The sequence below is a fragment of the Pseudorhodoferax sp. Leaf265 genome (assembly GCF_001422365.1).
Classification (GTDB): Bacteria; Pseudomonadota; Gammaproteobacteria; order Burkholderiales; family Burkholderiaceae_C; genus Pseudorhodoferax.
In genome coordinates this window covers 176,441-199,576 of the sequence record NZ_LMMT01000039.1, presented here as the reverse complement: position 1 = coordinate 199,576, position 23,136 = coordinate 176,441, and the positions used below count along the sequence as shown (strand labels likewise).

The window sequence follows — 23,136 nt, the reverse complement described above, 5'->3', positions numbered from 1 at the left end:
CTCAGCTACCTTGGGATGCGGTGTTCGAAAAGAGGGAGGCCAGCTTGCGCGCCACGAGGCGCAGGAACTTGAACAGCACGGCCAGCAGCAGCACGCTCAACACGAGCACGAGCAGCAGGCAGATACCGAAGGCGACCGGATGGTGGGTCGCCAGCCAGACGGCCGCCACCACGAGGCCGTCTTCCAGCAGGCTCAAGCCCAGGTTGGAGAAGGGTTCGGGCGAGGTGTTGGCGGCCGCGCGCGCCGTGGCCTTGGTGGCGAACGCGGTGGCCGCCAGCGAGCCGCCCAGCAGACCGGCCACCGCCCCCATGGTGCCGCTGTCGGCACCGAACACGCCGGCCGCCAGCGCCGCGCCGGCCGGGATGCGGATCACCGAATGCAGCAGGTCCCACAGCGAATCCAGGCCCGGGATCTTGTCGGCGAAGAACTCCACGAACAGCATGAAGCCGCTGGCCGCCAGCATGGCCGGGTGCTGCAGCACCTGCAGGCCGGCAGGCAGCGGCAGCCAGCCCAGCCAGCCCGACATGCCGACCAGGAACACCACCGCATAGAGCCGGATGCCACTGGCCCAGCCCAGCACGCCGGCCAGGGCCAGCAGCTGGGCCATGTCGAGCGCCTGGGTGCCGGCCTGCACCGCGCCGCCGGCCTGGCCTGCGGCCACGCCGAGCCAGGCGGCCAGTGCGTTCCACCAGTGCGCCAGCAGTTCCATGGACGTCGGGCTTCAGCGCACCGGCAGCCAAGCCGGCGCGCGCTTGTTCAGGAAGGACTGCACGCCCTCGCGGCCCTCGGCGCTGGCGCGGATGTCGGCGATGCCCGCCACCGTGGCGGCGACCAGCGCAGCGTCGATAGCCTGCTCTGCCACGTCCTGCACCAGCTTCTTGCAGGCCTTCACGGCCTCGGGGCCGGCGTTGACGAGCGCCTGGGCGAGTTCACCCACCTTGGCGTCCAGCGCCTCGGCCGGCACCACGGCATGGACGAAGCCGATGCGCAGCGCCTCGGCCGCGTCGAAGCGTTCGGCCGTCAGGAAGTAGCGGTGCGCGGCACGCGGGCCCATGGCACGGATGACGTAGGGGCTGATGGTCGCGGGGATCAGGCCCAGCTTGACCTCGGACAGGCAGTAGCCCGCGGTGTCGCTGGAGACGGCGATGTCGCAGGCTGCCACCAGGCCGGTTCCGCCGGCGTAGGCATCGCCCTGCACCCGCGCGATGGTGGGCTTGGGGCAGGTGTAGAGCACGCGCAGCATCTCGGCGAGCTTGCCGGCGTCGGCCAGGTTCTCGTCGCGCGTGTAGTCGGCCATGCGGCGCATCCAGTTCAGGTCGGCACCGGCGCAGAAGGACTTGCCCTCGGCCGCCAGCACGATGCAGCGCACGTCGGCACGTGCGCCGAGTTCCGTGAAGGCCTGGGTCAGTTCGGCGATGAGTTCGTCGTTGAAAGCGTTGCGCACGTCGCCGCGCGTGAGCGTGACGGTGCCGATGTGGTTTTGGACCTGGGTGGTGAGCATGGCCATGCGGGCCTCCTTACATGCGGAACACGCCGAACTTCGGCTCGGGGATGGGCGCGTTCAGCGCGGCCGACAAGCCCAGCGCCAGCACGCGGCGCGTGTCGGCCGGGTCGATCACGCCGTCGTCCCAGAGCCGGGCCGTGGCGTAGTAGGGGTGGCCCTGGTGTTCGTACTGGGCGCGGATCGGCGCCTTGAAGGCGGCCTCTTCTTCGGCGCTCCACTGCCCGCCCTTGGCCTCGATGCCGTCGCGCCTGACGGTGGCCAGCACGCTGGCGGCCTGCTCGCCGCCCATCACGCTGATGCGCGCGTTGGGCCACATCCACAGGAAGCGCGGCGAGTAGGCACGGCCGCACATGCCGTAGTTGCCGGCACCGAAGCTGCCACCGATGACCACCGTGAACTTGGGCACGTTGACCGTGGCTACGGCCGTGACCATCTTGGCGCCGTGGCGCGCGATGCCCTCGTTCTCGTACTTCTTGCCGACCATGAAGCCCGTGATGTTCTGCAGGAACACCAGCGGGATCTTGCGCTGGCCGCACAGCTCGATGAAGTGCGCGCCCTTCTGCGCGGCCTCGGAGAACAGCACGCCCTGGTTGGCGACGATGCCCACCGGCATGCCCTCGATGTGGGCGAAGCCGCAGACCAGCGTGGTGCCGTAGCGCGCCTTGAACTCGGCGAAGGCACTGTCGTCCACGATGCGGGCGATGACCTCGCGCACGTCGTAGGGCTTGCGCGTGTCCGCCGGGATCACGCCGTACAGCTCCTCGGCCGCAAAGCGCGGCGGGCGGCTGGGCTGCAGCGCCATCTGCGGCGCCTTGCAGCGGTTCAGGTGGGCCACGGCCTGGCGCGCCAGCGCCAGCGCATGGGCATCGTCCTGGGCCAGGTGGTCGGCCACGCCCGACAGACGCGTGTGCACGTCGCCGCCGCCCAGGTCTTCGGCCGAGACCACCTCGCCCGTGGCCGCCTTCACAAGCGGGGGGCCCGCCAGGAAGATCGTGCCCTGCTCCTTGACGATGATGGACTCGTCGCTCATGGCCGGCACGTAGGCGCCGCCGGCCGTGCACGAGCCCATCACCACGGCGACCTGGGCGATGCCCTGGGCGCTCATGTTGGCCTGGTTGTAGAAGATGCGGCCGAAGTGCTCGCGGTCGGGGAACACGTCGTCCTGGTTCGGCAGGTTGGCGCCGCCCGAATCGACGAGGTAGATGCAGGGCAGTTGGTTCTGCTGCGCGATCTCCTGCGCCCGCAGATGCTTCTTGACCGTCATCGGGTAGTAGGTGCCGCCCTTGACCGTGGCGTCGTTGCACACGATCACGCAGTCCACCCCGCTGACACGGCCGATGCCACAAATGATGCCGGCACAGGGCGCACTGTCGCTGCCGTCGCGGTCGGGGTACATGGCGAGCGCGGCCAGCGGCGAGAGTTCGAGGAAGGGGGTGCCGGGGTCCAGCAGCATCTGCACGCGCTCACGCGGCAGCAGCTTGCCGCGCGACTGGTGCTTGGCACGCGCAGCCGGGCCGCCGCCCTCCGCCGTTTGCGCCAGCTTGGCGTTCAGGTCGGCGACGGCTGCGCGCAGCACCTCGGCATTGGCCTGAAACTCCGCGGAGCGGACGTTGAGCTTGGTCTCCAGAACGGGCATGGGGGTCTTGTCTCCAGGAAGAGACCCCGAGGGTACCCGCTGCGGCCGTGCAATTGCAGCCACAAGGGTTGCAGATCGTGCCAGTGCCCTGCCCGCGGACGGCGGCCCGCGCTGCGCCGTTTCAGGCCGGTGCGGGGGCAGGCTGGGCGCGCATCTGCACGTTCAGCGCATGCGTGCCCGCGGCCAGCGCGGCCTCGTAGCTGTCGCTGGGCTCCAGTGCGCGGCGCGCCACCCTGGTCGGGCGGCCGCGTGCGTCGGTCTCGGCGAGGGTCCACACGAAGGCGCCCGGCATGGGCTCCTCCACCAGAAGTTGCATGGATGGATGTGTCATGGCCCGATGCTGCGCCGCCGACCCGCCCCGCGGTGTCGGACAAATGCGCATCCGGCTCGCTACCATCCCCGGCCATGCAAGCCCTTCCGCTGGCCCAGGTGCTGACGCTGTCGAACGCCCAGATCGTGATCGAGGCCGCCGCCACGCTCGCCTTCGCGGCTTCCGGCCTGCTGGCGGCGGCGCGCAAGCGGCTCGACGCCGTGGGCGTGTGCATCGTCTCGGGCGTCGCAGCGTTCGGCGGCGGCACGCTGCGCGACGTGCTGCTGGACCGCCGGCCCTTCTTCTGGGTCGCGCACGCGGGCTGGCTCTGGGCGCTGCTGGCGCTGTGCGTGGCGGCCATGCTGTTCCTGCGCACCCGCCACTTCGCGGCCACCGAACGCGCCATGCAGTGGCCCGACGCGTTCGGCCTGGGCCTGTTCGCGGCCAGCGGCACGCAGATCGCGCTGCAAGCCGATGTCCCGGCCGTGGTCGCCGTGCTGATGGGCACGATGACGGCGGTGTTCGGCGGCGTGCTGCGCGACATCGTCTGCAACGAGATTCCGCGCGCCTTCAGCGACCACCAGCCCTATGCCGTCTGCGCGTTCACAGGCGCCTGGGTGGTGGTGCTGGGGCACCGGCTCGGCATGGACGACTGGCTCGGCATGGTGACGGGGGCCAGCACCGCGCTGCTGCTGCGCGCCATCGCCCTGTGGACGGGCTGGCAGCTGCCCGCCTGGCACACCGGCGAAGCGCCGCCGCGCGAATGACAGTCAGGCCGCCGGCAGCCACGCCGCGACGAGCCCCCAGCGCCAGGCCGCCAAGCCCAAGGCCAGCACGAGCAGCACGGCCAGCCAGGGCGTGGCGCTGCGCGGTGCGAAGGGGTCGCGCAGCCGGCGCGTACCAGGCGGCAGCTGCGCCGTCTGCGACAGCGAAGCGCCCAGCCGGACGTTGAGCCGCATGCGGCCGTTGATGGCCCAGCCGCTCGCATCCAGGATGGGGCCCAGGCTGCGCTGGCGCAGCTTGAGCCAGGCGATCAGCATGCTGGGACCGGAGATGGACAGCACGATGCCCAGCACACCCATCGGGATCCACCACCCCAGGTCGACGAACTTGGTGAACAGCCCCACCATGACGGCGCTGATGCTGCCCAGCGCCACGCCGAGGGCCGCCACGGTGCCGACATCGAAGCGGCCGCGCGCACTGGCGGCAGCGCCCGGCACGGCCGCCGTCGGCGCGGCCTTGTCCACCGTGGCCAGTTGGCCCGCCAGGTTGCCCAGGCCTTTCTGCTGCATCGCGTCGCCGGCAGCGGCGCGCTTGGCGACCTGCTCCTCGACCATGCGCAGGAACTTCTTGTACGGCGACATGAAGGCCTGGCCAATGCTGATCGGGTTCTCGATGACCTTGACGATGCGGGCGTCCCAGTCGCGCCCCTCGCGGTCGTAGAACAGGCCGTTGCGGCCCACGAATAGGAAGTCCACATCGCCGGCCGTGAACGCGGCGGCGATCGTCATCTTCTCCTTGCCGCGCTGGCATTCGCAGTACGCGAGATAGGTCTTGGCCAAGCCGGCGACCACCGCGTGCTTGGCGGCGTCGGCCACCTGGACCGTCAGCTCGCAGCTGCGCCCGTCCAGGAACAGACGACCGGCCTGGAACACGGCGCCCTCACGGTGGTAGAAGGCCTCGAACGAGACGAAATTGCGCACCAGCACCGCGAGGTCGCGCTGCAGCCGCAACAGCTTTTCCAGTGCGTTCACGCGGCCCTGCTGGCCACCGGCGGCCACGTCCTGCGCGATCAGGTCGAGCACGCGGGCCTGGGCCAGTGCGACCGTCTCGCCCACCAGTGCGCGCAGCTTCTCGCTGCCCAGCGCCGCGACCGCGCCCGGCGGGCGCCGCAGCAGCCACGCCCGGCAGGGCGCGACATGCGCCTTCAGGCGCTGCCAGCCGGCCTCGTCTAACGCATCGCCCACCTGCGCACCGAGCAAGGGCCGCACGGCGCTGTCGCGCAGCGTGCGCAGGGCGGCCTGCCAGGCCGGGTGTGCCACGGCGTCCAGTGGCAGCGCGCGGCCGGCCGCCACTGGCGCCAGCGGCAACTGCGCCAGCGGTTCCGCGTCCACCGCCAGCGGCTGCAGCGCGTGGCTGCGCAGCTGCTCGGGCGTGGGCACGCTCAGCGCAGCGGCGGCGGCCGGGTCGTAGCTGGCCAGGCGGCAGCGCGCGAAGAAGTCTTCGACCTTGGCATACACGGCTTCGACAGCCTGCGCTGCTGCCCGCAGCGTGCCGCAGTCGCGCTCGCCCTGGGCATGCCAGGCGAACAGCGCCTCGGCCTCGTTGAAGAAAGCCTTGACGCGCGCTTCATCCACGCCTGGTGTACCGCTGGCATCGGCCACGCCGCCCTGCGTCGCCACGATCTGCTCGATGAGCGCCCGCAGCGGCTCCTCGTCCTGCGCCGTGGCCGGCACGACGATGCCGTCGCCGTTGAAGCGCTCGCCTGCCAGGTGCTTCTGCCGTTCCGCCAGTTCGGCCAGGCCGATGTCGGCAGCATCGGCCTGGCCCTGGCCGGCCAAGGTGCGCCGCGCCTCAGCGACCAGTGCCTGGCCCTCCTCGCTCCCGGCCAGGTCCGCCAAGGCCAGCCGGTCGCCACCGCGCAGCAGGCGCTCCGGGTCGCGCAGGCGGGCGCAGGCCCACTCGCAGGCGTCGATCAACTCGGGTGCGCGGATGCGGCCATCGTTGTCGGTGTCGATGAGGTCCAGCGTGCGTGCATCGAAATGCAGGCCGCGCGTGGGACAGGCCAGCGCAACCCAGAGCTTCTGGTCGAGTTCGCGCAGATGAAGTAGGTCGGCGCCTTGGGCGATCAGGACCTGATCGACGCCACCGGCGCGAAAGAACTGCCAGGCATGGGGCATGGACATCGGCCAGCGGCTGCAGCGCGCCGCCGGGAAGGGAAGAATGGACAAAGGCGAGCGTCAAGCTTGTGCCGTACATCCTGGTGCCGCCATCGCCCGACCACCGCCCCACAAGTAGGACAAGGCCGCGGGTGCAGGGCGCCGAACCGGCGCGACCATCGTGAAACCAACGAAACCAGCGGCCTGACTTCGTACACAGATGTGACGCTTGAAACCCCCGGTTGCACCATCTGCCGGTGCGGAGCGCGACCTGCTCGCTAAATTCTGTGGCGGGAGACACCATGGCACGCAGGACCTATTCGGCAGTCGTTGCAGGCACCGCCCTTGGAGGGCGTTCCGACCTGATCAAGGCCTTCGCACGCCAGGGTGCCGAAGTGCAGCTGCGCCGCGAAGCCGCCAGCAAGCATCCGGAAGCCATTGGCGTCTGGCTGCGCTGCCCCCGCTTCTGGGGCCTGTGGAAGACCTGGGCGCACATCGGCTTCGTCGAACACGATGGCGAGCAGCACTGGGCCCACAAGATGGACACCGGCCGGCTGCGCGTGGTCAAGGCCTGGGTGCACAGCGCACATGCGCCCCTGGAGCACCATCGCCCGAAGGTGCTGTTGCGGGTGACCTTCGAGGGAGAAGACACGCGCCAGGAGACGGCCTGGCGGCCGATGGCGTAGGCGCCAGCCCCGCAGGGCGGCCTCAGCTGGGGCGCGTCGGTATTCGCACGTCCGTCCGCGTCAAGCGCGCCACTTGCAGCGGCGGCATTCCGAGTTGCTTGCACAACCTGCGCTGGAACAGCGTCAGGCGCGGGATTCGGCTCTGCGATTCAGCGGGCAACGAAACCTCCTGGAACGGATGCCACAGCATAGCGGCGCTCCGTGCGATCCGCATGCACCCGACAAAGGCCTGTTGCTTTGCTCCAAATTCCACTGGAAGCTGGCCGACCACGCTCTCGCACCGGCGTGAAAAAGCCCGCACGGCGGCGGGCTTCGGAATTGGTCGTGGACTCTTGCGCGGTTCACGTTTACGACCCTCTGGGGAGTTCTCCCCGATGCGCTCGGGTGGGGCGGGAGAAGCCTGATCTCCAGCAGCCCACACTTCCTAGTGGACAGGGGCGCGAGCGCCAACGGGAGAGATGGTAAGCGCACCGTATGACGGTTCGGCGACTGGCAAGCGCATGCGGCTGTAGGACGAGACCGCATCGCGTGGTCAAGGCATCCGTGCGTCGGGGATGGGATGGGCCGTGCCATCCGACTGTGCAATGGCATTGGCCAACACCGCCGCACGGACAGCAAGCGCGGGGTCGTCTGCGAGCTGGAGGAGCAAGGGCGCGATGCTCGCACGGGCCAGAGGGCTCAGCGTGGACAGCAACGTGCCGAGTTCCACGATGGCATCGCCCACGCTCACTGCCGCGCAGGTACGCGCCAGCCCACTCGACTCGGAGGCCTGGTGGACCGCGTCGCTGCCTGGCCGCGCTGCCTGCCAATCGCCCTTGCCGTCTTCCAGCCACGCCGGGCGCACGCCGAGGGCGAAGGCCAGGCTTGCCAGATCGCGCGGTCTGTCGCGGGTGCCTGCCTCCAGGTCGACGATCGAGCTGGTCAACACGCAGGCGGCCTTGGCCAGTGCGGCCTGTGTGAGCCCGCGCAGTTCGCGCGCCCACTTCACTCTTGAACCGATGGATTCCATGGGGCGATTACAACGGAAAGCCTTCACGGGTCGGAGGTCTGGGGCCTCGGCCAAGGACCGACCACAACGGCGTCGAGGCGTTCTTGTGACCCTTGCGAAGCCATCCGGCCAAAAAACCAGCGATGCCCAGCAGGCACGTGGGCTTCAACCCGTCCGGAAACTGTCCAGAGGATTGTCGGAATCGAACTGACGACCGTCCGCTTACAAGGCGGGTGCTCTACCAACTGAGCTAAATCGGCAAAAACCAGCGGCGATTCTACGCGGTCACTTGACCCGCTTGAGTGCCGGGCGCGGCGCGCCACCGCCAGGCCTGGGCGGCTCGGGCTCCGTGCCTTCGTCGGAGGGGTCGACCGGGGCCAGCTGCAACACTTTGCTTGCGGACTTGTCCTCGGCCTCTGCAAGCGGCAGGGACATGTCGGCGGCAGCCTGAGCCGTCTCGGCCGCGGAAACAGCCACCGGCGAGGGGAAAGCCATGCCTTGCCCGTTCTCGCGGGCGTAGATGGCGATCACGCGGCCGATGGGCACGAGAATCTCGCGGGCCGTGCCCGCGAAGCGCGCCTTGAACTCGATGAAGTCATTGCCGAGCTTGAGCGCGCTGGTGGCGTCGAAACTCACGTTCAGCACGATCTCACCGTCCTTCACGTACTCCCGCGGCACCTGCACCGTTTCGTCCACCAGCACCGCGATGTAGGGCGTGAAGCCGTTGTCGGTGCACCATTCATAGAGCGCCCGGATCAGGTACGGGCGGGTGGAGGTGGCATCGAGCGCGTTCATCCGGTCCAGTTCTCCATGCTTACTTGCGCATGACCTTTTCGGACGGCGTCAGCGCCTCGATGTAGGCCGGGCGCGAGAAGATGCGCTCGGCGTACTTGAGCAACGGCGCCGCGTTCTTGCTGAGGTCGATGCCGTAGAAGTCCAGGCGCCACAGCAGCGGGGCGATGGCCACGTCCAGCATGGAGAAGTTCTCGCCCAGCATGTACTTGTTCTTGAGGAACACGGGGGCCAGCTGCGTCAGGCGGTCGCGGATGTGGGCGCGGGCCTTCTCCAGAGCCTTCTCGTTGCCCTTGGAGGCACGGTTCTCGAGCAGGCTGACGTGCACGAACAGTTCCTTCTCAAAGTTGAGCAGGAACAGGCGCACGCGGGCGCGGTCCACCGGGTCGCCGGGCATCAGCTGCGGGTGCGGGAAGCGCTCGTCGATGTACTCGTTGATGATGTTCGACTCGTACAGGATCAGGTCGCGCTCGACCAGGATGGGGACCTGGCCGTACGGGTTCATGACGCTGATGTCTTCTGGCTTGTTGTAGAGATCGACGTCGCGGATTTCGAAATCCATGCCCTTTTCGAACAACACGAAGCGGCAACGGTGGGAGAAGGGGCAGGTCGTTCCCGAGTACAAGACCATCATGAGAGAAGACTCCTAAAAAACCAAAAAGAGTGGGTGCGGCATCCGCACCCACTCTGATCACGCCCGCAGCCTGCTGCTGCCGGGCATGGACTGCTTACTTGACGTCTTTCCAGAACGCAGCGTTCAGGCGCCAGGTGATGACCGAGAAGACCGCGAGGAACAGCAGCACCCAGACGCCCACGCGCACGCGCGTGTTCTGTGCGGGTTCGGCCATCCAGGCCATGAAGCTGACCAGATCGCCAACGGCCTGATCGTATTGCAGGGGCGTCATTGTGCCCGGCTTCACCTGCTCCCAGCCTTTGAACACGGCAGTGGCATGGCCATGGCTCTGGATTTCCTCGAAGACGGGCTTGCGCTCACCCTGCAGTTCCCACAGCACGTGCGGCATGCCAACGCTGGGGAAGGCCAGGTTGTTCCAGCCCGTGGCCTTGGTCTCGTCGCGGTAGTAGGTGCGCAGGTAGGTGTAGAGGTAGTCGGCACCCGTGCCGCCATGGCCGGAGCGCGAGCGCGTCATCAGCGTGAGGTCGGGCGGGTTGGCGCCGAACCATTCCTTGGCCTGGCGCGGGTCGATCGCGGCCTTCATGGTCTCGCCGACCTTGTCCGTCGTGAACAGCAGGTTGTCCTTGATCTGCTGCTCGCTCAGGCCGATGTCCTGCAGCCGGTTGAAGCGCATGAACGCGGCCGAGTGGCAGTTCAGGCAGTAGTTGACGAACAGCTTGGCACCGTTTTGCAGCGACGCCATGTCGTTGGTCTTGACCGGCGCCTTGTCCCAGGCAATGCCGCCTTCGGCCGCGTGCGCGGTGCCGGCGGCCAGGCCCAGCGACAGCAGCAGGCCAGCGATGAAACCGTGGAGATTCTTTTTCATGGTCTTCGTCTGTTCCGTGGCTCAGTGCGGGTTGAAGGTCACGCGCGCGGGCACCGGCTTGGGCTCGCCCAGGCGGCTCCACCAGGGCATCAGCAGGAAGAAGCCGAAATAGAACAGCGTACCGACTTGCGAGACGCGCTCGCCGATCGGCGAAGGAGCCTGCACGCCCAGGTAGGCCAGCACCACGAAGTTGACGACGAAGACGCCATACACATACTTGTGCCAGCTCGGACGGTAGCGGATCGACTTGACCGGGCTGTGGTCCAGCCAGGGCAGGAAGAACAAGATGATGACGGCGCCGCCCATGACGACCACGCCCCAGAACTTCGCGTCGATCGACAGCATCATGGCCACTGCGGCCACGGCCGCGACGACGATGAATGCCTTGACGAAACCAGGCAGGCGCAGCTTGAGCGTCATGAGGCCGGCACCGAGCACCACGCAGGCGATCAGCACATACATCATCTCGCTCGTGATGGCGCGCAGCATCGAGTAGAACGGCGTGAAGTACCAGACGGGCGCGATGTGCGCCGGCGTCTTCAGCGGGTCGGCCGGGATGAAGTTGTTGTACTCGAGGAAGTAGCCACCGAACTCGGGGGCGAAGAAGATCACCGCCGTGAAGGCCATCAGGAACACGCACACGCCGAAGATGTCGTGCACCGTGTAGTACGGGTGGAACGGGATGCCGTCCAGCGGCTTGCCGTCTGCGCCCTTGGTGGCCTTGATCTCGATGCCGTCGGGGTTGTTGGAACCCACATCGTGCAGCGCCAGCAGGTGCGCCACCACCAGGCCCAGCAGCACCAGCGGCACGGCGATCACGTGGAAGCTGAAGAAGCGGTTCAGCGTGGCGTCACCGACCACGTAGTCGCCGCGGATCAGCAGCGCCAGGTCGGGGCCGATGAAGGGGATGGCGGCGAACAGGTTCACGATCACCTGGGCGCCCCAGTAGGACATCTGGCCCCAGGGCAGCAGGTAGCCCATGAAAGCCTCGGCCATCAGGCACAGGAAGATCGCGCAGCCGAACACCCAGACCAGCTCGCGCGGCTTGCGGTAGGAGCCATACAGCAGGCCGCGGAACATGTGCAGGTAGACCACCACGAAGAACGCCGAGGCGCCGGTGGAGTGCATGTAGCGGATCAGCCAGCCCCACGGCACGTCGCGCATGATGTACTCGACCGAGGCGAACGCGAGGTTCGCATCGGGCTTGTAGTGCATCACGAGGAAGATGCCGGTGACGATCTGGATCACCAGGACCAGCAGCGCCAGCGAGCCGAAGATGTACCAGAAGTTGAAGTTCTTCGGCGCGTAGTAGTCCGACATGTGGACGCGGTAGGCGTCGAACGCGGTCGGGAACCGGTTCTCCAGCCAGTTGGTCACATGCGCGCCGATGGGCGCGTTGGGCGAGATTTCCTTGAATTCAGCCATGTCCGTCGTGCCCCCTCAAGCCTTCTTGTCGTCGCCGATGAGCAGGCGCGTGTCGGACAGGTACTGGTGCGGTGGCACCTCGAGGTTGTCGGGCGCGGGCTTGTTGGCAAACACCCGGCCGGCCAGGTCGAAGGTGGAGCCATGGCAGGGGCACAGGAAGCCGCCCTCCCAGTTGTCGGGCAGCGAGGGCTGGGGGCCGGGCGTGAACTTGTCGACCGGCGAGCAGCCCAGGTGCGTGCAGATGCCCACCACGACCAGCACCTCGGGCTTGATCGAGCGACCCTCGTTGCGGGCGTATTCGGGCGTCAGCTCGGATGGCTTGCGCAGCGACTTGGGGTCGGCCAGCTGGCTGTCGAGCTTGGGCAGCTCGGCCAGTTGCTCGGGCGTGCGCTTGATGATCCACACCGGCTTGCCACGCCACTCCACGGTGACCTTCTCGCCGGGCTTGAGTGCGGAGATGTCGACCTCGACAGCGGCACCCGCAGCCTTGGCGCGCTCCGAAGGCTGAAATGTGCTCACGAACGGAACTGCGGTTGCCACACCACCTACCGCCCCCGCGCAACCGGAGGCGATCAGCCATGTCCGCTTGCTACGGTCGACTGGAATGTCACTCATGGGGTTCCTCAATAGTCTCTTATTGGAGTCAACAAAAGATTGTAGCGGACAGGGTTATTCGCTCTCAAGGCGCGCTGATGCGGTCTGTGCGCCCTGCGCGACAGGCGAATGCAGCGAGAATGCGCGGGTTTTTCACTCACCGAAGCGAGAGGATGCCATGGGCATGATGCAGGAGTTCAGGGAGTTCGCGGTCAAGGGCAACGTGATCGATCTGGCCGTCGGCGTGATCATCGGTGGCGCCTTCGGCAAGATCGTCGACTCGGTCGTGGCCGACCTGATCATGCCCGTCGTCGGCCTGGTCTTCGGCAAGCTGGATTTCTCCAACCTCTTCGTGGTGCTGGGCACCGTGCCAGCCGGCGTGCCGACCACGCTGGACGCGCTGCGCAAGGCCGGCGTGCCGGTGCTGGCCTATGGCAACTTCATCACCATCGCGGTGAACTTCGCCATCCTGGCCTTCATCATCTTCATGATGGTCAAGCAGATCAACCGCCTCAAGCGCGCGGAACCGGCACCTCCACCTGCCGCCCCGGTGACGCCCGAGGACGTCGTGCTGCTGCGCGAGATCCGCGACAGCCTCAGGAAGTAACGCGCTTCAGCCGCGCGCCAGCTGGCGTGCCATGCGCAAGGCCTCGACGAGGCTGCGCGCATCGGCACGGCCGGTGCCGGCGATGTCGAACGCGGTGCCATGGTCCGGGCTGGTGCGCACCAGCGGCAGGCCCAGGGTCACGTTCACGCCCTGCTCCACACCGAGGTATTTCACGGGGATCAGGCCCTGGTCGTGGTACATGGCCACGACCACGTCGAAGGCGCCGGTGCGGGCGCGCATGAACACCGTGTCGGGCGCATAGGGGCCCTGGGCATCGATGCCTTCGGTGCGCGCTGCCGCCATGGCTGGCGCGATGGTCTCGATCTCTTCGCGGCCGAACAAGCCACCTTCGCCCGCATGCGGGTTCAGGCCCGCCACGCCGATGCGTGGCGCGCGGCCCAGCAGCGCGGCCAACGCGGCATGCGTGATGCGCAGCGTCTGCAGCACGTTGTCGAAGGTCACGGCGTCCAGCGCGGCGCGCAGCGACACATGGATGCTGACCAGCACGGTGCGCAGCTCCGGATTGGCCAGCATCATGCGCACCGGCATCTCGGCCACGGGCCGGCCGGCATGGGCCGCGGCCTCGGCCTGCAGCAACTCGGTGTGGCCCGGATAGGGCACGCCCGCAGCGGACAGTGCCTCCTTGTGCACCGGCGCAGTGACCAGCGCCGCCACCTCGCCGCGCAAGGCAGCGCGCGCGCCCCATGCCACGCAATCGGCGGCCAGGCGACCGGCCGCCGCACTGATGGCGCCGTAGGGCATGGCGGGCGTATCGGGGCCCGGTTGCAGCACCGGAATGCAACGCGGCGGCACCTGCCAGGCCTGCTGGGGCGTCGCGATCGGTGCCAGCGCCGGTGCAACGCCCGCCAGCAGCGCCAGCGCACGCCGCATGAGGCCGACATCGCCCACCACGAAGCAGCCCTGCAGCAGCGCAGGCTCCGCCTGGAAAGCCTTGGCGATGATTTCGGGGCCGATGCCGGCGGCATCGCCCATGCTGATGGCGATCGGCAGCGCAACCATCACGCGGGGTTCTCGATCTCGATGAAACGGTGCGCGATGCCCAGTTGGGCCGCGACATGGGCGGCCACTGCCGGCGCGCCGTAGCGCTCGGTCGCGTGGTGACCGCAGGCCAGGAAGGCCACGCCGCATTCGCGCGCCAGATGGGCTTGCGGCTCGGAGATCTCGCCCGTGATGAAGGCATCGGCACCGGCCGCGATGGCCGCCTCGAAGTACGACTGCGCGCCGCCCGTGCACCAGGCGATGCGGCGCAGCGGCCGGCCGTGCCCGGGATCGACGAGCGTCACACCGCGGCCCAGGCGCTGCTCCACATGACGTGCCAACGCCTGCGCACCGGCGAACGCGCCCTGCCCCACGAACCCGAGATCCTGCTCGCCGAAGCGCGTCGACTCCAATGTCAGTTCCAGCACGCGGCCCAGCTGGGCGTTGTTGCCCAGTTCAGGGTGCGCGTCCAGCGGCAGGTGGTAGGCCAGCAGGCTGATGTCGTGCGCGAGCAGCAGCGCCAGACGCTGCTTCATCCAGCCCGTGACGGTGCCGCTCTGCCCACGCCAGAACAGGCCGTGGTGGACGAAGATGGCGTCCGCCCCCTCGGCAATCGCTGCCTCGATCAGCGCCCGGCTGGCCGTGACGCCGCTGACGAGCCGGCGGATCGGCGCCTTGCCCTCCACCTGCAGGCCGTTCGGCCCGTAGTCTTTGAACCGGGCGGGCTGCAGCAGTGCATCGCAGGCCTGCAGCAATTCATCGCGCGTGGTGGTGTGCATGGCCGAATTGTCTCAGGCCATACCGCCTGTCAGGCGCGCGGTTGCCAGCCGCGCGAGGCGAAGGGCCACAGGCCGATCAGGAATCCCAGCACCGCGACACCAGCCACGTAGTGCGCCGGCGCCATCACGTCGACCTTCTGCCAGACGCTGATCAGCACCGGCGTGAGGCCGCCGAAGACTGCATAGGCCATGTTGTAGGCAAACGAGAGCCCGGAGAAGCGCACGGCCGGCGGGAAGGCGCGCACCCCCACGATGGGCAGCAGCGCGATAGACCCGACGAAGAAGCCAACCAGCGCATAGCTCCACACCAGCGACTCGGGCGTGCCCGGCAGGCCCAGGTAGAACAGATAGGTCGTGGCGAACAGCCCGCCCCAGCCGACCAGCATGACGGCCCTGGTGCCGAACCGGTCGGATGCCCAGCCCACCACCGCGCAGCCCAGGGTCAGCGTGAAGGTCGCGGCCAGGTTGGCTTGCAGCGAGAGCTTGGCCGGGATCTCGAACACCTTCTGCAGGTAGGCCGGCGTGAACAGGATCACGACCACGATGGCGGTGGACAGCACCCAGGTCATGAGCGCGACGAGCACGATGGCGGCACGGTGTTCGCGCAGTACGGTCTTCACGGGCAGCTCGCGCGCGACCTTCTTGCGCTCGGCCAGCTCCTGGAACACAGGCGTCTCTTCGAGGAAACGGCGCAGGTAGACCGACACCAGACCGAACACGCCGCCCAGGATGAACGGAATGCGCCAGGCCCCGTCGTGGATCTCGACCGGCGTGTAGTGGGTGTTGAGCGCCACGGCGACCAGCGAACCCAGCAGGATGCCGCCCGTGATGCCGGCAGTCAGCGTGCCCACGGCCAGGCCGTAGTGGCGCTTGGGCACATGCTCGGCCACGAAGACCCAGGCCCCCGGCATTTCGCCGCCGATGGCCGCGCCCTGCAGGATGCGCATGGCCAAGAGCAGCAGCGGCGCGGCGATGCCGATGGACGCGTAGGTGGGCAACAGGCCGATCACCAGCGTGGGCACGGACATCAGGAAGATCGACAGCGTGAACATGCGCTTGCGGCCCAGGATGTCGCCGAAGTGCGCGATGACGATGCCGCCCAGCGGCCGCGCCAGGTAGCCTGCCGCGAAGATGCCCAGCGTCTGCAGCTGGCGCATCCAATCCGGCATGTCGGCCGGGAAGAACAGCGCCCCCAGCACGTTGGCGAAGAACACGAAGACGACGAAGTCGTAGAACTCCAGCGTGCCGCCCAGGGCCGAGAGGCCGAGGGTGCGGAGATCGCGGCGGGTGAGTGGTCGTCGGGGTGCGGCGTCCGGCTGGGACGGCGCCGAAACGGCGGTGGTCATAGAGGCTTTTTCCGGGAACGGGAGGCAGGAGCGCGTCTGCGCAGGACGCGGCCGCGGGATGGGCGGCACGATGGGGATCGTTCGACGGGGGTCCGGATGGGGCCTGGGACCATGCGCGCCACCGGGGTGTCCGGTTCGGCATGGCGGGGAACGCAGCGGCTGACGCAGGGGCGCAATTCTAAGGGTTTACCCGCAATTCTGCAGCACAGAGGCTCGCGTACGGTCCGTGAAGCGCCTACCGCCATGGCCGACAATGCGCGCTTTCCCGGATTTCCCATCGCCACCATGAAGCGCTCCTGGCTGCTCTTTTCCCAATCCGTGACCGTGCTGCTCGCGGCCTATTTCGTTGTCGCCACCCTGAAGCCGGAGTGGCTGGGCAAGCGCGGCTTCACGGGCAGCAGCATCTCGGTCATCGAGGCACCGGCCGTGCCGCCCGGCACCGTGGCGGCCGGCAGCTTCGCCCCGGCGGCCAAGCGCGCAGCGCCCGCCGTGGTCAGCATCAACACCAGCACGGCAGCCCAGCCCCACCCCAACAGCAACGACCCCTGGTTCCGCTTCTTCTTCGGCGACCGGGGCGGCGAGGCGCGCGCCGGCCTGGGCAGCGGCGTGATCGTGAGCGCCGAAGGCTATGTGCTGACCAACAACCACGTGGTCGAGGGTGCCGACGTGATCGAGGTGATCCTCAACGACGCCCGGCGCACCCAGGCCAAGGTCATCGGCACCGACCCCGAGACCGACCTGGCCATCCTCAAGATCGACCTCGACAAGCTGCCTGTCATGGTGCTGGGCAGTTCCGACGCGCTGCAGGTCGGCGACCAGGTGCTGGCCATCGGCAACCCCTTCGGCGTGGGCCAGACGGTCACCAGCGGCATCATCAGCGCGCTGGGCCGCAACCAGCTGGGCATGAGCCCGCTGCAGGAATTCATCCAGACGGATGCAGCCATCAACCCCGGCAACTCGGGCGGCGCACTGGTCGACACGGCAGGCAACCTGCTGGGCATCAACACCGCGATCTACTCGCGCTCGGGCGGCAGCATGGGCATCGGCTTCGCAGTGCCGGTGTCCACGGCCAAGCTGGTGCTCGAAGGCATCGTGCGCGACGGCCAGGTGCGGCGCGGCTGGATCGGCGTGGAGCCGAACGACCTCTCGCCCGAACTGGCCGAGACTTTCGGTGTGAAGACCACGGCCGGCGTGATCATCACGGGCGTGCTGCAGAACGGCCCCGCGGCCCAGGCCGGCGTACGGCCCGGCGACGTGATCGCCCAGGTGTCGGGCAAGCCCATCGCCAACGTGACGGAGTTGCTGTCGTCCGTGGCCGCGCTCAAGCCCGGTGAGGCCTCGGAGTTCGAAGTGCTGCGGCGCGAGGAGCGCCTGCGCCTGCAGGTCACGCCCGGCGTGCGACCCAAGCCGCAGCGCGCGCAGCGACCCTGATCAGTTGCCGCTGGCCTCGGCCTCGGTTTCTTCTGGCGCCTTGGTGTGCTTGATGAACAGCTGGGCCGCCCAGATCCCCACCTCGTACAAGATGCACATGGGGATGGCCAGGGCCAACTGCGACACCACGTCCGGCGGCGTCACGATGGCGGCCACGACAAAGGCCACCACGATGAAGTAGCCGCGGAAGCTCTTGAGCTTGTCGATCGTCACGATGCCCACGCGCGCCAGCACGACCACCGCGATCGGCACCTCGAAGGCCAGGCCGAACGCCAGGAACATGCTCAGCGCGAAGCCCAGATACGCCTCGATGTCAGGCGCGGCCGTGATGCTCTTGGGCGCAAAGCTCTGGATGAACTTGAACACCTGGCCGAACACGAAGTAGTAGCAGAACGCCACGCCGATCAGGAACAGCAGCGTGCTGGAGATCACCAGCGGCATCACGAGCTTCTTCTCGTGCGAGTACAGGCCGGGCGCCACGAAGGCCCAGACCTGGTAGAGCACCACCGGCAAGGCGATCATGAAGGCCGCCATCAGCAGGATCTTGAGCGGCACCAGGAACGGCGAGATCACCGAGGTGGCGATCATGGTGGCACCGGCCGGCAGCGATGCGACCAACGGTGCGGCCAGCAGGTCGTACAGCGCGCCGGGGCCGGGGTAGACGGCCAGCACGGCGGCCACGACGCCGACGGCGATCACGGCCTTGATCAGCCGGTCGCGCAACTCCATCAGGTGCTCTACGAACGGTTGCTCCGTACCGGCGAGTTCGTCTTCCTTCGTGTTCGGATCAGGCATGGTGCAAGCGGATGGACGGCGGGCTGCTGCGCCGGCCGGACACGGTGCAAACCGTGGTCAATTGAGTTTCTGGGGCCGGTAGCGGGCCACCCGCGCTGCGCCGGACAAGGCCTTGGTCCGCACGCCGGTGCGCGCCTTGTACCACTGCGGCATGGCGCCCTGCTTCACACGCCAGTGCTTCTTGGGGTGCTTGTACTCAGGGTACTGCACGAAGCTCTCGGCCGTCGTGCCGTCGGAAGAGGCCGTCGTGCTGCCGTCCAGGCCGGCCGTGGTGGCAGCCCAGTCCTTCTCGAAGTCGCTGGCGGTGGTCTGCATGGAGGTCTGCACGTCGCGTGCGGCACCTTCCACCGTGTCCTTCATCTTCTTGAGTTCGTCCAGCTCCATGGAGCGGTTGACCTCGGCCTTGACGTCGGCCACGTAACGCTGCGCCTTGCCCAGCAAGGCACCCACCGTGCGGGCCACGCGCGGCAGCTTCTCCGGCCCGATGACGATCAGCGCCACCGCGCCGATCAGCGCCATCTTCGAGATGCCGAGATCGATCACGGGCGGACGATCAGGACTTGGTCTTGGCTTCGACGTCGATGGTGGACTTCTCGGCGTTGGCCGCCGTGGTGCCCACCTGCGCGTTCGGGCCGGTCGCGGCCTTGTCTTCCGGGGCGCTGCCGTCCTTCATGCCGTCCTTGAAGCCCTTGACGGCGCCCCCCAGGTCGCTGCCCATGTTCTTGAGCTTCTTGGTGCCAAACACCATCACCACGATCAGCAGCACGATCAGCCAGTGCCAGATGGAAAAAGAACCCATGGAAGTACTCCTAACGAATTGCGTTGAATTTTAGTGCGCGGGATGAACCATTCCCGCGGCGGGCAAATAAGACGGATCAGCCGCGCGCCCAAGGGCGCGGGCCGCCCAGGACATGCAGATGCAGGTGGTGCACCTCCTGGCCGCCTTCGGAGCCAGTGTTCACCACCAGCCGGAAGCCGCCATCGGGATACGGGTTGCAGCCTTCCTGCAGCGCCAGCCGCGGTGCCAGCGTGAGCATGCGGCCCAGCATGGGCGCGTGCTGGTCCGTCACCTGGGCCATGGAGGCCACATGGTGCTTGGGGACAATCAGGAAGTGGATGGGCGCGGCCGGGCGGATGTCGTGGAAGGCGAAGAACTCGTCGTCCTCGTGCACCTTGCGGGAGGGGATCTGCCCTTGGGCGATCTTGCAGAACAGGCAATCGGGATCGTGCATGCGGACTCGCTCAACGGGACAGGCCGACCGGGCGGCTGGCGTTCATGTCCACCATGCCCCGCACGATGCGGTACAGGAACCAGATGGAGATCACCAGCCAGGCGATGGCGCCGGGCAGGTACAGCAGAAAGAACAGCGGCAGCGTGACCAGGTACAGCACGCCGGCCCACAGCACCGAGCGGATGCGCCAGGAGAAGTGGCTGGCCTGCCAGGTGCCTTCGGCGTCCGAGCGCTTGACGAGGTCGATCACCAGCGCGATCAGCAGCAGGCCGATGCTGGGCTGGGCCGAGGGCACCACCGCCGCCACCGCCACCACGAGGTGCAGCAGGTAGCTGATCCAGCCCACGGTCTTGAGTTGCTGGGCCTGCTCACTGTCCTTGACCTGAACGTCGACGATGTCATCAGCCACGGCCGTCTCCTTCGCGTGCAACAGCCTTGCGCAAGGCCTTTTCCTCGATGCCGCTGGTGCCTTCGCGGCGCAGCAACTCGGCGATCACATCCTCGGGCCCGGCACCGTAGTGCGCCAGCGCCACCAGCGAGTGGAACCACAGGTCGGCCACCTCGGCCACGAACTTGCCCTTGAGGTGCGCGGCGTCGCCGCGGCCGGCGTCGATGTCCTTGGCGGCCATGACGACCTCGGTCGCCTCCTCGCCGATCTTCTTGAGGAAGGCGTCCGGCCCCTTGTGCAGCAGCCGGGCCACGTAGCTGGCCTCGGGGTCACCGCCGGCCGCGGGCTTGCGGCTCTCGATCACGGCCGCGAGGCGGCCCAATGCATCCTGGGACAAGGTCATGGCCGCTTATTTGTAGATGGATTCAGGGTCTTTCAAGACCGGATCGACGGCCTGCCAGCGCGCACCGCCGCCCTCGGCCTCGAGCTTGCTGAAGAAACAGCTGTGCCGGCCCGTGTGGCAGGCGATGCCGGGCTCGTGGCCCAGTTGCGTGACCTTGAGCAGCACCACGTCGGCGTCGCAGTCGAGCCGGATCTCGTGCACCGTCTGCACATGGCCAGACTCCTCGCCCTTGAACCAGAGCTTGCCGCGCGAACGGCTGAAGTACACGGCGCGCTGCAGCTCGAAGGTCTTTTGCAGCGCCTCGCGGTTCATCCACGCGAACATCAGCACATCGCCGCTCGCGGCTTCCTGGGCGATCGCGGGCACCAGGCCCTGCGCATCCCACTTCACGTCGTCCAACCAGTCCATCGCGGGATTCTCGGCGATCATGATGGCGTCAGATCCGTACGGGAATGCCGCGCGCCGCCATGTGGGCTTTCGCCTGGCCCACCGTGAACTCGCCGTAGTGGAAGATGCTGGCGGCCAGCACCGCGTCGGCGCCACCGGTCTGCACGCCGTCGGCCAGATGGTCCAGGCTGCCGACACCGCCCGAGGCGATGACGGGCACGCCCACGGCGTCGCTCACGGCACGCGTGAGCGCCAGGTCGAAGCCCGACTTGGTGCCGTCGCGGTCCATGCTGGTCAGGAGGATCTCGCCCGCGCCGCGCCGCGCCATCTCGGCGGCCCACTGCACGGCGTCCAGGCCGGTGTTCTTGCGCCCGCCATGGCTGTACACATCCCACCCGGCGCCGCGCTGCGCGGCATCTTCCGGGCTGCGGCGCTTGGCGTCGATGGCCACCACGATGCACTGCGCGCCGTACTTGTCCGAGGCTTGGTTGATCACGTCCGGGTTGGCCAGCGCGGCCGAGTTGAAGCTGGTCTTGTCGGCGCCCGAATTGAGCAACCGGCGCACATCCTCGACGGTGCGCACGCCGCCGCCCACGGTCAGCGGAATGAAGACCTGCGAGGCCACGGCCTCGATGATGGGCAGGATCAGGTCGCGGCCGTCGCTAGTGGCGGTGATGTCCAGGAAGGTGAGTTCGTCGGCGCCCTGCTCGTTGTAGCGCGCCGCGATCTCCACGGGGTCGCCCGCATCGCGCAGCTCGACGAAGTTGACACCCTTGACGACACGGCCACCGGTCACGTCCAGGCAGGGAATGATGCGTTTGGCCAGCATGGGCGTTCTGCTCGGAGAAAAAGGGGGAAATCAGGCGACGACGGTCAACCGCTGCCAGCCCGTCCACTGCGCGCCGGGCGCAAGGCTCAGCGCGCGCTCGACCTGGGCGGCCTCCACGCACAGCATCTGCGCATAGCTGTCGGGCGCCATGTCGGCCATGGTGGCGGACTTGGCGGCACCGGGGTTCCAGACCACGGTGTCTTCGAAGCTTGCGCTCTGGGCGATCTCCAGCCGGATGTCGCCATCGAGCAGGCGCAGTGGCGCGGGAGCGGCACGGAACACGCGGTCGAACTCGCCGTCGAAACGCAGCTCGCCCGCGTGCATGGCGCGGGTGTCGGCCAGAGCGTCCCAGCAGGGCTGGCCGTCCAGGCCCTGCAGCCGCACGCTGGCGATGTCCTGCACCTGCAGGTAGGTGTGCAGTGCGCCCGTGAAGGTCCAGGGCGCGGCGCCGGTGTTTTCCAGTTCCAGCAGCATCTCCAGCCGGCCTGCGCCAAGGCGCAGCGTCAATGCGAAGCGGAAGTCCGCCGGCCACGTGGCGCGCGTGGCCGCATCGCTGTCGAGGACCAGCGTCAGCAAGACATCGCCCGACGCCGCATCCACGCGCGCTCCGCCGCAATGCCAGGGCAGGTTGCGCGCAAACCCGTGCTTGGCCAGCGGGCCGCGCGCATTGAACTGCGGCAGGCAGACCGGCACACCACCGCGGATGGCGGCCTGACCGTCGAACACCGCCTCGGGACTCAGGTACAGGCGTTCACGCCCGGCACCGGTCCAGGACAGCACATGGGCGCCATGCAGGGCCACGAGCAGGCTGTCGTCGTGGCCCCAGGTCAGGCGCAGGCAGGGCTGGCCGCGGAAGGATTCGGCCGCGGCCGCCAGCTCAACCATTGTTGTAGTTGTCGGCGCGCTCCTGCGCGCTGGCGAAGTCCAGGTCGCCGGTGTAGATGGCGCGGCCGCAGATCACGCCCTCGACGCCTTCGCTCTCGACCTCGCAGAGCTTCTCGATGTCGCCGATGTTGGACAGGCCGCCCGAGGCGATGACCGGTGTGGTCAGGGCCTGGGCCAGCTTGACGGTGGCGTCGATGTTGATGCCCGTGAGCATGCCGTCGCGGCCGATATCGGTGTAGATGAAGGACTCGACACCGTAGTCCTCGAAGCGCTTGGCCAGGTCGACGACCTCGTGGCCCGTGAGCTTGCTCCAGCCGTCGGTGGCGACCTTGCCATCCTTGGCATCCAGGCCCACGATGATGTGGCCGCCGAAGGCCGTGCAGGCATCGTGCAGGAAGCCCGGGTTCTTGACCGCGGCGGTGCCGATGATCACGTAACGCAGGCCCGCATCCAGGTAGCGCTCGATGGTGTCCAGATCGCGGATGCCGCCGCCCAGTTGCACATCGACCACGCTGCCCACCTCCTTCAGGATGCGCCGGATGGCCATCTCGTTCTTGGGCTTGCCGGCAAAGGCGCCGTTCAGGTCGACCAGATGCAGGCGGCGCGCGCCCTGGTCGACCCACTTGCGCGCCATTTCGGCCGGGTCGTCGCTGAAGGTGGTGGACTGTTCCATGTCGCCTTGCTTGAGGCGCACGCATTGACCGTCTTTCAGATCGATTGCAGGAATGAGGAGCATGGTGCT

Annotated in this window: 28 protein-coding genes; 4 read left to right on the top strand and 24 right to left on the bottom strand. The window is 68.0% G+C overall.

All coding sequences use genetic code 11. The features are described 5' to 3' along the window. Position 1: 1 nt before the first annotated feature. The 4 genes from ASF45_RS29870 to ASF45_RS29855 all read right to left on the bottom strand — a co-directional run bounded on the left by ASF45_RS29870 (position 2) and on the right by ASF45_RS29855 (position 3,456). Positions 2–709, bottom strand: a complete 708-nt coding sequence (locus tag ASF45_RS29870; protein ID WP_082551355.1) for a DUF4126 domain-containing protein — start codon at positions 707–709, stop codon at positions 2–4. Between the two features lie 12 nt (positions 710–721). After that, complete coding sequence (locus tag ASF45_RS29865) at positions 722–1,501, bottom strand: enoyl-CoA hydratase/isomerase family protein (protein WP_369802196.1); 780 nt, start codon at positions 1,499–1,501, stop codon at positions 722–724. A gap of 16 nt (positions 1,502–1,517) precedes the next feature. Then, positions 1,518–3,140: a carboxyl transferase domain-containing protein gene (locus tag ASF45_RS29860; RefSeq protein ID WP_056672311.1), complete on the bottom strand. Its 1,623-nt coding sequence runs from the start codon at positions 3,138–3,140 to the stop codon at positions 1,518–1,520. Between the two features lie 121 nt (positions 3,141–3,261). Continuing rightward, positions 3,262–3,456: a hypothetical protein gene (locus ASF45_RS29855; RefSeq protein ID WP_235581078.1), complete on the bottom strand. Its 195-nt coding sequence runs from the start codon at positions 3,454–3,456 to the stop codon at positions 3,262–3,264. Positions 3,457–3,545: 89 nt separating this feature from the next. Here ASF45_RS29855 and ASF45_RS29850 point away from each other — a divergent pair, with 89 nt between their 5' ends. Continuing rightward, a complete protein-coding gene (locus ASF45_RS29850; protein WP_056672307.1) occupies positions 3,546–4,217 on the top strand; it encodes a trimeric intracellular cation channel family protein in 672 nt (223 codons plus the stop codon). A 3-nt stretch (positions 4,218–4,220) separates the two neighbouring features. Here the strand turns inward: ASF45_RS29850 and ASF45_RS29845 are convergent, their stop codons facing one another. Further along, positions 4,221–6,356 carry a hypothetical protein gene (locus tag ASF45_RS29845; RefSeq protein WP_056672305.1) on the bottom strand — a complete coding sequence of 712 codons (2,136 nt, stop codon included), beginning with the start codon at positions 6,354–6,356 and terminating at the stop codon, positions 4,221–4,223. A gap of 275 nt (positions 6,357–6,631) precedes the next feature. Here ASF45_RS29845 and ASF45_RS29840 point away from each other — a divergent pair, with 275 nt between their 5' ends. After that, on the top strand, positions 6,632–7,015 hold the full coding sequence (locus ASF45_RS29840; RefSeq protein ID WP_056672302.1) for a hypothetical protein: 384 nt from the start codon (positions 6,632–6,634) through the stop codon (positions 7,013–7,015). Positions 7,016–7,547: 532 nt separating this feature from the next. Here the strand turns inward: ASF45_RS29840 and ASF45_RS29830 are convergent. The 6 genes from ASF45_RS29830 to petA form a co-directional block, all read right to left on the bottom strand. Further along, positions 7,548–8,024, bottom strand: coding sequence for a helix-turn-helix domain-containing protein (locus ASF45_RS29830; protein WP_082551354.1), 477 nt, complete (start codon positions 8,022–8,024; stop codon positions 7,548–7,550). 264 nt (positions 8,025–8,288) lie between these two features. Then, entirely contained in the window at positions 8,289–8,798 is a 510-nt protein-coding gene (locus ASF45_RS29820) for a ClpXP protease specificity-enhancing factor (protein ID WP_056672296.1), read from the bottom strand. Positions 8,799–8,817: 19 nt separating this feature from the next. Continuing rightward, a complete protein-coding gene (locus ASF45_RS29815; RefSeq protein WP_056672295.1) occupies positions 8,818–9,429 on the bottom strand; it encodes a glutathione S-transferase N-terminal domain-containing protein in 612 nt (203 codons plus the stop codon). A gap of 94 nt (positions 9,430–9,523) precedes the next feature. Further along, positions 9,524–10,294 carry a cytochrome c1 gene (locus tag ASF45_RS29810; RefSeq protein WP_056672293.1) on the bottom strand — a complete coding sequence of 257 codons (771 nt, stop codon included), beginning with the start codon at positions 10,292–10,294 and terminating at the stop codon, positions 9,524–9,526. A 21-nt stretch (positions 10,295–10,315) separates the two neighbouring features. Then, a complete protein-coding gene (locus ASF45_RS29805) occupies positions 10,316–11,719 on the bottom strand; it encodes a cytochrome bc complex cytochrome b subunit (RefSeq protein ID WP_056672292.1) in 1,404 nt (467 codons plus the stop codon). A gap of 15 nt (positions 11,720–11,734) precedes the next feature. Then, positions 11,735–12,334 carry a ubiquinol-cytochrome c reductase iron-sulfur subunit gene (gene petA / locus ASF45_RS29800; protein ID WP_056672290.1) on the bottom strand — a complete coding sequence of 200 codons (600 nt, stop codon included), beginning with the start codon at positions 12,332–12,334 and terminating at the stop codon, positions 11,735–11,737. 157 nt (positions 12,335–12,491) lie between these two features. On the opposite strand from petA, the gene mscL reads away from it, so the two are divergent. Then, positions 12,492–12,920: a large conductance mechanosensitive channel protein MscL gene (mscL, locus tag ASF45_RS29795; protein ID WP_056672288.1), complete on the top strand. Its 429-nt coding sequence runs from the start codon at positions 12,492–12,494 to the stop codon at positions 12,918–12,920. Between the two features lie 6 nt (positions 12,921–12,926). On the opposite strand, the gene pdxA is transcribed toward mscL, so the two are convergent. The 3 genes from pdxA to ASF45_RS29780 are packed head-to-tail and all read right to left on the bottom strand — an operon-like array spanning position 12,927 to position 16,044. Further along, complete coding sequence (gene pdxA / locus ASF45_RS29790; protein WP_056672286.1) at positions 12,927–13,940, bottom strand: 4-hydroxythreonine-4-phosphate dehydrogenase PdxA; 1,014 nt, start codon at positions 13,938–13,940, stop codon at positions 12,927–12,929. Continuing rightward, positions 13,940–14,698: a Nif3-like dinuclear metal center hexameric protein gene (locus ASF45_RS29785; RefSeq protein ID WP_056672284.1), complete on the bottom strand. Its 759-nt coding sequence runs from the start codon at positions 14,696–14,698 to the stop codon at positions 13,940–13,942. Before ASF45_RS29785 ends, pdxA begins: the two co-directional genes overlap by 1 nt. Before the next feature lie 29 nt (positions 14,699–14,727). Next, positions 14,728–16,044, bottom strand: a complete 1,317-nt coding sequence (locus ASF45_RS29780) for an MFS transporter (protein WP_056672282.1) — start codon at positions 16,042–16,044, stop codon at positions 14,728–14,730. Between the two features lie 285 nt (positions 16,045–16,329). Here ASF45_RS29780 and ASF45_RS29775 point away from each other — a divergent pair, with 285 nt between their 5' ends. Further along, positions 16,330–17,475 carry a S1C family serine protease gene (locus tag ASF45_RS29775; protein WP_056672842.1) on the top strand — a complete coding sequence of 382 codons (1,146 nt, stop codon included), beginning with the start codon at positions 16,330–16,332 and terminating at the stop codon, positions 17,473–17,475. On the opposite strand, the gene tatC is transcribed toward ASF45_RS29775, so the two are convergent. From tatC to hisA, 10 genes are all read right to left on the bottom strand, one after another. Continuing rightward, positions 17,476–18,270 (bottom strand): twin-arginine translocase subunit TatC, encoded by a 795-nt coding sequence (gene tatC, locus ASF45_RS29770; protein WP_056672280.1) that lies wholly within the window; start codon positions 18,268–18,270, stop codon positions 17,476–17,478. Between the two features lie 57 nt (positions 18,271–18,327). Next, positions 18,328–18,813, bottom strand: a complete 486-nt coding sequence (tatB, locus tag ASF45_RS29765; protein ID WP_056672278.1) for a Sec-independent protein translocase protein TatB — start codon at positions 18,811–18,813, stop codon at positions 18,328–18,330. Positions 18,814–18,823: 10 nt separating this feature from the next. Beyond that, entirely contained in the window at positions 18,824–19,069 is a 246-nt protein-coding gene (gene tatA, locus ASF45_RS29760; protein ID WP_056672276.1) for a Sec-independent protein translocase subunit TatA, read from the bottom strand. A gap of 76 nt (positions 19,070–19,145) precedes the next feature. Further along, positions 19,146–19,502, bottom strand: coding sequence for a histidine triad nucleotide-binding protein (locus ASF45_RS29755; RefSeq protein ID WP_056672273.1), 357 nt, complete (start codon positions 19,500–19,502; stop codon positions 19,146–19,148). A 10-nt stretch (positions 19,503–19,512) separates the two neighbouring features. Then, on the bottom strand, positions 19,513–19,911 hold the full coding sequence (locus ASF45_RS29750; protein ID WP_056672840.1) for a hypothetical protein: 399 nt from the start codon (positions 19,909–19,911) through the stop codon (positions 19,513–19,515). After that, a complete protein-coding gene (locus ASF45_RS29745) occupies positions 19,904–20,293 on the bottom strand; it encodes a phosphoribosyl-ATP diphosphatase (protein WP_056672272.1) in 390 nt (129 codons plus the stop codon). The genes ASF45_RS29750 and ASF45_RS29745 overlap by 8 nt, the downstream gene beginning before the upstream one ends. A 6-nt stretch (positions 20,294–20,299) precedes the next feature. Continuing rightward, positions 20,300–20,701, bottom strand: coding sequence for a phosphoribosyl-AMP cyclohydrolase (hisI, locus tag ASF45_RS29740; RefSeq protein WP_056672838.1), 402 nt, complete (start codon positions 20,699–20,701; stop codon positions 20,300–20,302). A 28-nt stretch (positions 20,702–20,729) separates the two neighbouring features. After that, positions 20,730–21,509 (bottom strand): imidazole glycerol phosphate synthase subunit HisF, encoded by a 780-nt coding sequence (gene hisF / locus ASF45_RS29735; protein ID WP_056672270.1) that lies wholly within the window; start codon positions 21,507–21,509, stop codon positions 20,730–20,732. A gap of 30 nt (positions 21,510–21,539) precedes the next feature. Beyond that, positions 21,540–22,394, bottom strand: coding sequence for a D-hexose-6-phosphate mutarotase (locus ASF45_RS29730; RefSeq protein WP_056672266.1), 855 nt, complete (start codon positions 22,392–22,394; stop codon positions 21,540–21,542). Further along, positions 22,387–23,130, bottom strand: coding sequence for a 1-(5-phosphoribosyl)-5-[(5-phosphoribosylamino)methylideneamino]imidazole-4-carboxamide isomerase (gene hisA / locus ASF45_RS29725; RefSeq protein WP_056672264.1), 744 nt, complete (start codon positions 23,128–23,130; stop codon positions 22,387–22,389). Before hisA ends, ASF45_RS29730 begins: the two co-directional genes overlap by 8 nt. Between the last annotated feature and the right edge of the window lie 6 nt (positions 23,131–23,136).

Excerpts from the sequence above, each read along its gene's own strand:
- ASF45_RS29830 (WP_082551354.1), bottom strand. The coding sequence starts at position 8,024 with ATGGAATCCATCGGTTCAAGAGTGAAGTGGGCGCGCGAACTGCGCGGG.
- ASF45_RS29805 (WP_056672292.1), bottom strand. The coding sequence starts at position 11,719 with ATGGCTGAATTCAAGGAAATCTCGCCCAACGCGCCCATCGGCGCGCAT.
- ASF45_RS29815 (WP_056672295.1), bottom strand. The coding sequence starts at position 9,429 with ATGATGGTCTTGTACTCGGGAACGACCTGCCCCTTCTCCCACCGTTGC.
- ASF45_RS29820 (WP_056672296.1), bottom strand. The coding sequence starts at position 8,798 with ATGAACGCGCTCGATGCCACCTCCACCCGCCCGTACCTGATCCGGGCG.
- pdxA (WP_056672286.1), bottom strand. The coding sequence starts at position 13,940 with ATGGTTGCGCTGCCGATCGCCATCAGCATGGGCGATGCCGCCGGCATC.
- tatC (WP_056672280.1), bottom strand. The coding sequence starts at position 18,270 with ATGCCTGATCCGAACACGAAGGAAGACGAACTCGCCGGTACGGAGCAA.
- ASF45_RS29780 (WP_056672282.1), bottom strand. The coding sequence starts at position 16,044 with ATGACCACCGCCGTTTCGGCGCCGTCCCAGCCGGACGCCGCACCCCGA.
- mscL (WP_056672288.1), top strand. The coding sequence starts at position 12,492 with ATGGGCATGATGCAGGAGTTCAGGGAGTTCGCGGTCAAGGGCAACGTG.
- ASF45_RS29810 (WP_056672293.1), bottom strand. The coding sequence starts at position 10,294 with ATGAAAAAGAATCTCCACGGTTTCATCGCTGGCCTGCTGCTGTCGCTG.
- ASF45_RS29775 (WP_056672842.1), top strand. The coding sequence starts at position 16,330 with ATGAAGCGCTCCTGGCTGCTCTTTTCCCAATCCGTGACCGTGCTGCTC.
- ASF45_RS29850 (WP_056672307.1), top strand. The coding sequence starts at position 3,546 with ATGCAAGCCCTTCCGCTGGCCCAGGTGCTGACGCTGTCGAACGCCCAG.
- ASF45_RS29730 (WP_056672266.1), bottom strand. The coding sequence starts at position 22,394 with ATGGTTGAGCTGGCGGCCGCGGCCGAATCCTTCCGCGGCCAGCCCTGC.
- ASF45_RS29785 (WP_056672284.1), bottom strand. The coding sequence starts at position 14,698 with ATGCACACCACCACGCGCGATGAATTGCTGCAGGCCTGCGATGCACTG.
- ASF45_RS29755 (WP_056672273.1), bottom strand. The coding sequence starts at position 19,502 with ATGCACGATCCCGATTGCCTGTTCTGCAAGATCGCCCAAGGGCAGATC.
- ASF45_RS29840 (WP_056672302.1), top strand. The coding sequence starts at position 6,632 with ATGGCACGCAGGACCTATTCGGCAGTCGTTGCAGGCACCGCCCTTGGA.
- ASF45_RS29845 (WP_056672305.1), bottom strand. The coding sequence starts at position 6,356 with ATGTCCATGCCCCATGCCTGGCAGTTCTTTCGCGCCGGTGGCGTCGAT.
- ASF45_RS29860 (WP_056672311.1), bottom strand. The coding sequence starts at position 3,140 with ATGCCCGTTCTGGAGACCAAGCTCAACGTCCGCTCCGCGGAGTTTCAG.
- hisI (WP_056672838.1), bottom strand. The coding sequence starts at position 20,701 with ATGGACTGGTTGGACGACGTGAAGTGGGATGCGCAGGGCCTGGTGCCC.
- ASF45_RS29855 (WP_235581078.1), bottom strand. The coding sequence starts at position 3,456 with ATGCAACTTCTGGTGGAGGAGCCCATGCCGGGCGCCTTCGTGTGGACC.
- ASF45_RS29865 (WP_369802196.1), bottom strand. The coding sequence starts at position 1,501 with ATGCTCACCACCCAGGTCCAAAACCACATCGGCACCGTCACGCTCACG.
- ASF45_RS29870 (WP_082551355.1), bottom strand. The coding sequence starts at position 709 with ATGGAACTGCTGGCGCACTGGTGGAACGCACTGGCCGCCTGGCTCGGC.
- tatA (WP_056672276.1), bottom strand. The coding sequence starts at position 19,069 with ATGGGTTCTTTTTCCATCTGGCACTGGCTGATCGTGCTGCTGATCGTG.
- petA (WP_056672290.1), bottom strand. The coding sequence starts at position 12,334 with ATGAGTGACATTCCAGTCGACCGTAGCAAGCGGACATGGCTGATCGCC.
- ASF45_RS29745 (WP_056672272.1), bottom strand. The coding sequence starts at position 20,293 with ATGACCTTGTCCCAGGATGCATTGGGCCGCCTCGCGGCCGTGATCGAG.
- hisF (WP_056672270.1), bottom strand. The coding sequence starts at position 21,509 with ATGCTGGCCAAACGCATCATTCCCTGCCTGGACGTGACCGGTGGCCGT.
- hisA (WP_056672264.1), bottom strand. The coding sequence starts at position 23,130 with ATGCTCCTCATTCCTGCAATCGATCTGAAAGACGGTCAATGCGTGCGC.